Raw genomic sequence first — 9,623 nt, forward strand, 5'->3', positions numbered from 1 at the left:
TGTACTCGTTAAAAAGTTAAATAAGGAGGAATGGCAAGTAAAAATTTAGCAATTGCTAAGGAGGATTAAATTGAAATCTAAATTTAAGAACGAAAAAAAGTATAGAGAAAATTTGTTTCGATTTAAGTTTTGCGCTGCCGAATTCCGGAAAGATGGAATTATTTCTGTTTTGACTTACAGAAAACGTTCAATCCAAAAAAGAATGATTCGCAAAGTATGGGAAAGGTAGCAAAAGCGACGGTTGAAAACTAGTTTATTTTAGTCATAAGCCATAAGGAGAACGGAGAAAATCCAGCAATTTCTTTAAACAACGATTTAGAATTTTTCAGAAAGAAAAAATTTAACTTTTATAACCTTCGACATGAGACGCCAAAAAAGCATCAAATAATCCATTGATTTTGTTTGATACGAACTCGTCTTCCGCCTGAGCGCTAACGGCTAAAAGGGTGGCAGCCTGGTGGTAATTTAAATTAATAGCGACATGAGCTAATCCACCGTAAGAGGCTATTTTATTGTAAGAAAACTTTTGCGACACCAGAATAAGGGCTATTTCCCAGTTTGCAATATCATCTGAAAAAATAGAAAAATGACTTTTCGCTTCGGCAACTAAAACATCTACCATTCTGCAATTTTTTGTCTTTATCGTTTCATTTCTCAATTTAAAAATTTTTTCTAACCGCTCTTTATGCTTTAAGTGAATGGAATAGTGAATTTCGAGAATCTCCTTTAATTTAGGAGTTATAATATGATCTTTAATATTCCCGAATTCCTTTGTGATCGTATTTTCTGCGTAATACATTTCTTGTAAAGAATCAATAAAAAAAGATTCTAAGTCAGACCTTGATCGTTGCAGGTCTTCTTCATCGGTGGATGGATTTGGTTTATCTGAATTTTTCATAAGTCTTCTTTAATTGGTTTCTAACGGTAAAGACCTGGAAATTGGTTTAGTAAAATTAAGGCTAAAGTTTCATTCATGATGCCTTATTTGCACCGTGATAACACCTATTCTGCTATTGATTCAGCAAGTGAAATCGAAAAATCACTTCTCGTTCTTGTTTTAGGAGCTTTATCTTTTTAAAATAAAAGGGGAAAACGATAATTAATTATAAGCACCTAAAAAAAGATCAAACGGAGTTTGTATTTCAATCAGATCCTTGGTCGTTACAAAATAAAGTTAAACCAATATCAGACCCTTCTTTTCCTCCTGCTATGCTCTTGTTTCAAAAAAAGCTATATCTTTACTCCCCATTTTTAATACATGCAAAAACAATTTACCACTAGTTTTGAATCCATCGAGAGTTATAACGATCTTGATGATACTGAAAAAAAACTATTCGATACCGCCCAAAAATTTCGTGATATTGCGTATGCTCCTTATTCTAACTTTACTGTTGGGTGTGCAATTTTACTGGAGAATGGCGAAATAATTTCCGGGAGTAATCAGGAAAATGCAGCTTATCCTTCAGGTTTATGTGCAGAAAGAACAACGATTTTCTGGATCGGTGCTAATTTTCCGGATGTAAAAATTAAGAAACTGTTCGTTATTGGCGCACCAAGAGAAGCTTTAAGCTCGGTTCCAATTCCACCCTGTGGAGCTTGCCGACAGTCAATCCTAGAATATGAAGCCAAACAGGTAGATCCGATAGAAATTTATTTCGCATCTATTGGTGGCGCGATTTATAAAACAAAATCGATCCGCGATCTGGTTCCTTTTTCTTTTGATGCTTCGTATCTTTAAATCAAATTAATTCTGAAATAATGAGAATTGCAGCCATAGATATTGGTAGTAATGCAGCACGCTTGCTGATCAATGAAGTATCGGAACCTAAAAAAGGAAAACCGCAGTTCACCAAACTTAATTTACTTCGTATTCCGCTTCGTTTAGGGATGGATGTTTTTACGAAAGGAGAAATTGGTGCCGAGAGGGTTCAAATGGTTCTGGATTCTATGATCGTTTTCAGCAATTTGATGAAGATATATAAAGTGGAGCATTACCGAGCCTGTGCTACGAGCGCGATGCGCGATGCAAAAAATGGTCAGGATATTATTAAACAGGTTAAGATAAATTCCGGGATCGATATCGAAATTATAACGGGCGATCAGGAAGCATCGCTGGTTTTTGAAAATCATATTGCAGAAGGACTTGATAAAAGTCAGGATTATCTTTACATTGATGTTGGAGGTGGCTCTACAGAATTAACTTTTTATGAAGATGGCCACAAAAAATACCAGAAATCAATCAATATTGGAACAATCCGTTTGTTGAATGGATTGGTGAAAGACGATCTGTGGAAGGAAATGAAGGAGGAGATCCGTAAAAACATCAACAGTAAAAAACCGGTTGTGGCAATTGGTTCAGGCGGAAACATCAATAAAATATTTTCGATGAGCAAAACAAAAGACGGCAAACCAATGTCGAGTGCTTTTTTGAAAAAATATTATAAGGATATGAATGGATTAACGGTTGCCGAGCGAATGAGCAAATTCAATCTTCGAGAAGACCGTGCTGATGTATTGGTTCCGGCCTTAGAAATTTTCAATAATATCATGACGTGGAGTGATATTCAGCAGATCTTTGTTCCAAAAATTTCAGTGGCTGATGGATTGATCCACAGCATTTACGAAGGTTTGCAAAAAAAATAGATCAGATCCAACTAGAATTCATCATCTCCATCTTCCTCTAAAAAATTTAATTCGTCATCGCGCTGCACGTAATCCTGCGGAATATTGGGTGGATTAAAAAGTCCCCAATCATCGACAATGAAATGTTTCGGATTAAAATCAGCGACCCAATCTCTAAAAAGAAGACGAAATTCCTCGAGTTGTCTGCTTACAATTTTATAATATTCCACTTCCTCGAAACCAAACATTTTTAAATTGTGGTACAACACCACTAATTCGCGGGAGCTTTTTCTGATGATCGCTGCATTTTCCATTTTTACGTCCCACAGTTTTACGGCTTCAGCACCAGCAAGTTTGGCCTGAATGGTATAAATATTTTCAAGAATATGTTGTTTGGTGAACTCTAAGTTTTTATTATCCTCTGGAATGAGATCGGTGATGGTTAATAAGGTGTGGAGTATTTCATCGGACTTTTTAAAAATTGGAGTATCGCGGTATTTTTTCATGACTTATTTTTGAGATTACATTTAAATGATATTGTTAGGATTTATTAAACACTTGCTTAAAGTAGAAAGTTTCGACAGGCTCAACTTGACAACTTCAAGAGATTGCAACTACAGTATTAACGGTCATGCTGAGCTTGTCGAAGTATCATTAAATTCTTCTAGTATAAGTAGAAATTCTCGGCAGGCTCAACTTAACATTGATAAATAGTGATTGTCATGCTGAGCTTGTCGAAGCACCTTACCTGTGTTCAATAAAATAATAGCAGACAACATCCTATTTCTTGCCTAATTCAATCACTTCTAAATTTTCAATCTGGTCTCCATTAATTTCAAAACGCATCATGGTTCGCTTTTGGTGCCACCCAACTTTTCCTATTGCACCCGGATTTAGATGAAGAAGTTTGTTTTTTTGATCATACATAGCTTTCAAAATGTGGGAATGTCCGGAAATGAAGAGTTTCGGTGTTATTTCTTCGATTTCTTTTTTAGCCAAAGGCGTATATTTTCCGGGATATCCGCCGATGTGGATCATCAGAACTTCTACTTCTTCACATTTAAACCGTAAAACTTCGGGAAATATTTTACGGATCTCAGTACCATCGATATTTCCGTAAACACCACGCAATGGTTTTATTTTTTCCAGTTTCTCTACAACTTCCATGTTTCCGAAATCGCCGCAATGCCAGATTTCGTCTGCTTTCCCGGCGTAATCTAGAATACGGTCGTCGATATAAGAGTGGGAATCGGAGAGTAGGAGTATTTTCATTTGATAAATTTCTTACTTTTTTTTAAAACTACAAAGTTGCAGCGTTATATTCGACTTACTTTGATGGTAATTTTTTTGACACTGAAGTCACATACGTTTAAGCTATTATTTTCTCTATAAATTTCACTTTAGTCATTTGGATTCTTAATTTTCATGGGGAATTTTTATTTCTTTATTTAATGTTGAAAATGTTTTTCGCAGATGTTGCAGATTTAGCAGATTTTTCTTTGAAAGTGTTCTGAAAAATTCTGGAAGAAGAAATGGTTTTTATTTTAGTCCCGATTGAACGGCATGTTTGAGCTCTCCCAATGCATTTGATTGGGAAGCGAGTAGTGAAAGCGGGTAATACTTTTGAAAGAGAACCAACTTTTCTGGCTTTTAAAAAATCAGTAAATTTGCAGCCGATGAGGTATTTTATTGAGTTTTCTTATTCCGGTAAAAATTATTTTGGGTATCAGATCCAGCCCAACGAGATTTCTGTGCAGGAAGTTTTAGAGAAGGCGCTGTCTACGATCCTGCAGGAAAAAATTAAAACGACAGGAGCGGGGAGAACCGACACCGGTGTTCACGCGAAGAAAATTTTTGCCCATTTCGATACAGAAAAAATGTTGCCGGAAAATCTACAGTATCAACTGAACAGTTTTTTACCTTCCGATATTTCTATCGCCAGAATTTTTGAAGTTACAGCTGATTTTCACGCTCGTTTTGATGCTACTTTCCGAACTTATGAATATTATATTTCTCTTGATAAAAATCCCTTCACGCAAGATTCTTCCTGGCAAATCTGGAAACGGGAACTGAATATTGACTTGATGAATGAAGCGTGCAAGATCCTTTTTGATTACGAAGATTTCACGAGTTTTTCTAAGTTGCATACTGGAAATAAAACCAATAACTGCAAAATTTACAAAGCGTTTTGGGAACAGAATGGCTCCGAATTAAAGTTTACGATTTCTGCAGACCGCTTCCTTAGAAACATGGTTCGCGCAATTGTGGGAACACTGGTTGAGATCGGGAACGGAAAAATTGAACCTTCCGCCTTACGGAAAATCATAGAAGATAAAAACCGAAATTCTGCCGGTACTTCCGCACCCGCACAGGGTTTGTTTTTGGTTGATGTAGGTTACGATTTTTGATCATCGATTAAAGTAATTATAAAACTCAATCTTTCGGCCTACTTCATCCTTACAAAATTCCTTATTTTTGCAGAGAATTTTACATAAATATGAAGCAACAATCGACTTGGGATATTATTAAACGCCTGTTTTTCATCGGGATGAAATTTCGGTCGTGGTTCATTGTTACCCTGATCATTTCTATTTTCCTGGCCTTGGTTTCTACCTATCGACCGTACCTCACGATGCTTATTGTGGATACCGATATTATTCAGCTTCGCGACAAGGAGTTGATGATGAAGCATATTTACATCCTGGTCGCCCTGGTTTTTGGGGAAACATTTCTGAATTTTTTCCTCGTTTATTTTTCCAATTATATTTCGCAAAATGTAATTCGGGATATTCGCGAACGGCTGTACCACAAACTGATTTATTTTAGAACTTCATTTTTCGATAAAACAGCGATCGGGCAATTGGTAACAAGAGCTGTTGGCGATGTAGAAACGATTGCAACGGTTTATACGGATGGTTTCCTGATGGTTTTCGGGGATATTTTGCGAATCGCGTTTGTTCTGGTTGCCATGTTTCAGGTTGATGTGCATTTGAGTTATATCTCGCTTGCGATTCTTCCTTTAATGGTGTTTATCACCAGATTTTTTCAGAAAAGATTAAAAAAAGCTTTTACCGATGAACGGGTCTGGACCTCTAATCAAAATTCATTTGTACAGGAACGACTTTCCGGGATGTCTTTGATCCAGGTCTTTAACCGGCAGAAAGCGGAATTTCAGAAATTCGATGACATTAATATTACATTAAAATCAGCGCTTCTTCGCACGGTTTTCATTTTCTCTCTCTTTTTTCCTGTTGTTGAATTAATTTCTTCTTTATTTATTGGATTTATTTTATTTTATGGTGGATTTATTACCATTAAAGCGGGTGCGGTGATCGCCTTTATTCAATATATATCGATGTTGATTAGACCTTTGAGACAAATTGCGGATCGGTTTAATAACATCCAGAGAGGAATTGTTGGTGCAGAACGAGTTTTGGGGGTGATGGATGAAGATTTTGCCTTGCCGAATCAAGGTAAAATTATCAAGGACCATTTCGATGGGAAAATCGAATTTAAGAATGTTCATTTTGCTTACGACGATAAACAGGAAGTTTTAAAGGGAATCAGCTTCAAAGTAAATCCGGGCGAAACCGTTGCAATTGTAGGCGCGACCGGTGCTGGGAAATCCACGATCATTAGTTTGATCACAAGATTGTATGATATTAATTCCGGAAAAATTTTGTTGGATGATGTTGAATTAAAAGAATATGAACTCTATAATCTTAGAAGTCATATCGGCGTGGTACTTCAGGATGTATTTCTTTTCCACGGCAGTATTTTTGAAAATCTTTCTTTCGGCGATGAAACGGTGACTTTAGAAAAGATTAAAAGTGTTGCGAAAGATATTGAGGTTGATGAGTTTATCGAAAGTCTTCCGGGCGGCTACGAATATGTGGTTCGCGAAAGAGGTTCTTCCATTTCGTTAGGACAAAGGCAATTATTATCTTTTTTGAGAGCGTACCTCTCAGATCCAAAAATTCTGATTTTAGATGAAGCAACGTCGTCCATCGATCATGACAGTGAAAAATTAATTCAAAGAGCTACAGAAAAAATTACTAGGAACCGAACTTCTATTATAATCGCTCACCGACTTTCGACCATCGAAAAAGCAGATAAGATCATTGTGATGGAGCATGGCAAAATTGTGGAGGAAGGCAGGCATCTCGAACTTCTGGATCGGAATGGTTATTATTCCAGACTTTATAAAGCACAATTAAAGCACGAAGTTCAGGAAAGTGAATAGACAAAAAAGCCTTCAAATTTAAGAATTTTGAAGGCTTTTTAATTTTAAATATCAAGGTTAATTCCCGACGATCGTTTTGACATTTACGAATTCTTTCAAAGCGTGAAGCGATAATTCTGTTCCATAGCCAGAAGATTTTGCGCCACCAAATGGCAATCTTGGATCCGAACTCGATTCTTTGTTTAAACTTACCGTTCCGGATTCCAGTTGATCGATAAAAAACTGCTGTCTTTTTTTGTCTTTCGTCCAAACTGAATTCGATAAACCAAAAGGAATATCGTTCGCCAGTTTCAACGCTTCTGCGTCATTTTTCGCGATCATCACCATTCCAAGCGGACCAAAAAGTTCCTCCTGTAAAATTGGATTACCAGCTTTTACTTTGATGAGCCCCGGAATAAACTCATTTTTTGAAATTCGTTCTAAGGGCAGAATAATTTCTGCGCCGTATTTGATCGCTTTTTTATATTGGTTCTCCAGTTCATCAGCCAGATCCGGACGAGCCATTCCGCCGATCAGTGTTTCTTTTTTCATCGGATCTCCCGGAATATACTTTTGATATTCTTTAACGAATAGGGGTATAAATTCCTTTTCAATATTTTTCTGAATGATGAATCTTTTTCCCGCGTTGCAGGCTTGTCCACAATTTTGAAGTCTTGCTTTTGCGCCGCTGGCTGCGGCTTTACTTAAGTTAGAATCATCTAAAACGATAAAAGCATCACTTCCACCTAATTCCAGTAAAGATTTTTTTATGTTTTTTCCGGCGGTAGAGGCGACTTCTGCACCCGCTTTTTCACTTCCGGTTAAACTTACTCCTTTAATAACAGGATTTTCTAAAACCGTTTTCACTTCCGCATGGCCGATCTCTAGATTTTGAAAAACTCCTTTTGGAAAACCAGCTTTTAAAAATAATTTCTCAATGATGTTTCCACTTTCAAAACAAATTGAGGCATGTTTCAAAACAACGGTATTCCCTGCCAATATCGCGGGAACGGCAAATCTCAATGCTTGCCAGAAGGGGAAATTCCACGGCATTACCCCCAAAATTGCTCCTTTGGGAACATAATGGATTTCTGATACCCGGAATTCTGTTTTAATTTTTTCTGGTTTGAAGACATTTTCCGCCTCCGCATAATAACGGCACATTAACGCGCACTTATTAATTTCGGCGATGGATTGCGAAATAGGTTTCTTCATTTCGCGCGTGATATTCTCCCCAAACTTTTCCGCATCTTTCTCTAAAAGATCTGCCAGCTTTTTTAATAATTGTTGTTTTTCTGCTAAAGGAAAAGTCCGCCATTTTTCGAATGCTTTCTGACTTTTTGCTAATTTATTTTCCAAATTCATATTCAAATTTTTTGTTCATATATAAAGAGGTCATATAAACTTCTTTGTCACGAACGTTTCAGTCCAACAAAGATACTAAAAGAAGGAAAAAGTTTTAATTGACATCCTATATTATAATGATAATGAATTACGTTTTTAAACAGACGCGCATTTTTGATTGAAGCAACTATTTTAAAAAATCAAATAATGAGTTTAAACTTGGACGGTCTGAGAATTTTAATTAATTTTGAAAAAATAAAATTTAAGAAAATGAATACACCGTCAGAATTAAAGTATACCAAAGACCACGAATGGGTTATGATTGATGGAAACATCGCCACAATCGGTATTACAGATTTCGCACAGGGAGAATTGGGCGATATTGTTTTTGTAGATGTTGATTCTGTTGACGATGAACTTTCTTCAGGGGATGTTTTCGGAAGTGTAGAAGCAGTGAAAACGGTTTCTGATCTTTTTTTACCTTTATCAGGTACAGTAACCGAGTTTAATGCCGAATTGGAAGATCAGCCAGAACTTTTAAACACCGATCCTTATGGTAAAGGCTGGATCATTAAATTAGATATCGGCGATGCGGCTGATATTTCAGAACTGCTTTCAGCTGAACAATACCAGGAGTCTCTTGGATAAAATTTCGAAAATATTCAGAAAGATTTTGCCCATTTATTGGGCATTTCTTACATATATGCTTCTGCGTCCCGGCTTAGAAAACATGGAGTTTCCCTTTATGTTTAGTGGGATAGATAAGTTATTACATCTAAGCATTTTCGCAATGTTGGGGTTTTGCTTTATGGCAGCGATCCCGCGTATTAAATTTATTTACTTTATTCAGATCATGATCATTTATGGTTTACTTACTGAAATTCTGCAGGATGAGATGCATTGGGGTCGATCTTTAGAAGGGTTGGATCTGGTCGCAGATACGGTTGGAGTTTTAATTGGTTACTTTATATATCAGAAAATTAAAGATATTACTTTCTAATACCTGATCCCATTCGCAAGAGTGGGATTTTTTGCTTTGAATTGAGCTTGTCTTTTTAGTGTTAGAGCAAAAATACGATCAAGTTGAATTTGCTTTCTGCGGTATTCGCTTTCCTTCTTTACTCAATAGGTAACTGAATCAGCTGTTTTCGGGAATAAATTTATGTTTGAGTTCCGTCTGATTCTTGAGGATTAGACTAACAATATACTACTAAGTCGTTCTTATTTGTGAAGTTTAGCTACGATCAGTAGAACAATTGGGATTGATTAAGATAAAGTGGATAACTTTAAGGTTGTTGTAAATTACAGATAATTAATAAGTTAGTTAAAAACTTATACACTTGTTTAAAAAATCGCAAAAAAGATTTGCGAGATAGTTTGAGTCGTATTACATTTGCACCACTTCAAAATAGAAGTAGCATAGTAGGATAATAGG

The 9,623-nt window shown here is 36.3% G+C and carries 10 protein-coding genes; 6 read left to right on the forward strand and 4 right to left on the reverse strand.

Going from position 1 to position 9,623, the window contains the following annotated elements; all coding sequences use genetic code 11:
* Positions 1-340 precede the first annotated feature (340 nt).
* The gene (locus tag ACZ9HT_RS16395) at positions 341-898 is read right to left on the reverse strand and encodes a YciE/YciF ferroxidase family protein (RefSeq protein ID WP_476041576.1); all 558 of its coding nucleotides are present in this window, start codon (positions 896-898) and stop codon (positions 341-343) included.
* Between the two features lie 360 nt (positions 899-1,258).
* Between ACZ9HT_RS16395 and ACZ9HT_RS16400 the strand changes: the two genes are divergently transcribed.
* Positions 1,259-1,738: a cytidine deaminase gene (locus tag ACZ9HT_RS16400; RefSeq protein ID WP_476041577.1), complete on the forward strand. Its 480-nt coding sequence runs from the start codon at positions 1,259-1,261 to the stop codon at positions 1,736-1,738.
* A gap of 20 nt (positions 1,739-1,758) precedes the next feature.
* Complete coding sequence (locus ACZ9HT_RS16405) at positions 1,759-2,643, forward strand: Ppx/GppA phosphatase family protein (protein ID WP_476041578.1); 885 nt, start codon at positions 1,759-1,761, stop codon at positions 2,641-2,643.
* An 11-nt stretch (positions 2,644-2,654) separates the two neighbouring features.
* On the opposite strand, the gene ACZ9HT_RS16410 is transcribed toward ACZ9HT_RS16405, so the two are convergent.
* Both ACZ9HT_RS16410 and ACZ9HT_RS16415 read right to left on the reverse strand, forming a co-directional pair.
* Positions 2,655-3,128: a hypothetical protein gene (locus tag ACZ9HT_RS16410; RefSeq protein ID WP_476041579.1), complete on the reverse strand. Its 474-nt coding sequence runs from the start codon at positions 3,126-3,128 to the stop codon at positions 2,655-2,657.
* 274 nt (positions 3,129-3,402) lie between these two features.
* Positions 3,403-3,894 carry a metallophosphoesterase family protein gene (locus ACZ9HT_RS16415; protein WP_476041580.1) on the reverse strand — a complete coding sequence of 164 codons (492 nt, stop codon included), beginning with the start codon at positions 3,892-3,894 and terminating at the stop codon, positions 3,403-3,405.
* A 404-nt stretch (positions 3,895-4,298) separates the two neighbouring features.
* Here ACZ9HT_RS16415 and truA point away from each other — a divergent pair, with 404 nt between their 5' ends.
* Entirely contained in the window at positions 4,299-5,030 is a 732-nt protein-coding gene (gene truA, locus ACZ9HT_RS16420) for a tRNA pseudouridine(38-40) synthase TruA (RefSeq protein WP_476041581.1), read from the forward strand.
* An 89-nt stretch (positions 5,031-5,119) separates the two neighbouring features.
* Positions 5,120-6,865, forward strand: coding sequence for an ABC transporter ATP-binding protein (locus ACZ9HT_RS16425; protein WP_476041582.1), 1,746 nt, complete (start codon positions 5,120-5,122; stop codon positions 6,863-6,865).
* Between the two features lie 57 nt (positions 6,866-6,922).
* Here the strand turns inward: ACZ9HT_RS16425 and ACZ9HT_RS16430 are convergent, their stop codons facing one another.
* Positions 6,923-8,209: an aldehyde dehydrogenase family protein gene (locus ACZ9HT_RS16430; protein WP_476041583.1), complete on the reverse strand. Its 1,287-nt coding sequence runs from the start codon at positions 8,207-8,209 to the stop codon at positions 6,923-6,925.
* Between the two features lie 249 nt (positions 8,210-8,458).
* Here ACZ9HT_RS16430 and gcvH point away from each other — a divergent pair, with 249 nt between their 5' ends.
* The gene (gcvH, locus tag ACZ9HT_RS16435; RefSeq protein ID WP_476041584.1) at positions 8,459-8,836 is read left to right on the forward strand and encodes a glycine cleavage system protein GcvH; all 378 of its coding nucleotides are present in this window, start codon (positions 8,459-8,461) and stop codon (positions 8,834-8,836) included.
* A 55-nt stretch (positions 8,837-8,891) separates the two neighbouring features.
* Entirely contained in the window at positions 8,892-9,188 is a 297-nt protein-coding gene (locus tag ACZ9HT_RS16440) for a VanZ family protein (RefSeq protein WP_476041588.1), read from the forward strand.
* Positions 9,189-9,623 lie beyond the last annotated feature (435 nt).

It is taken from the genome of Chryseobacterium sp. UYP7, assembly GCF_056279225.1.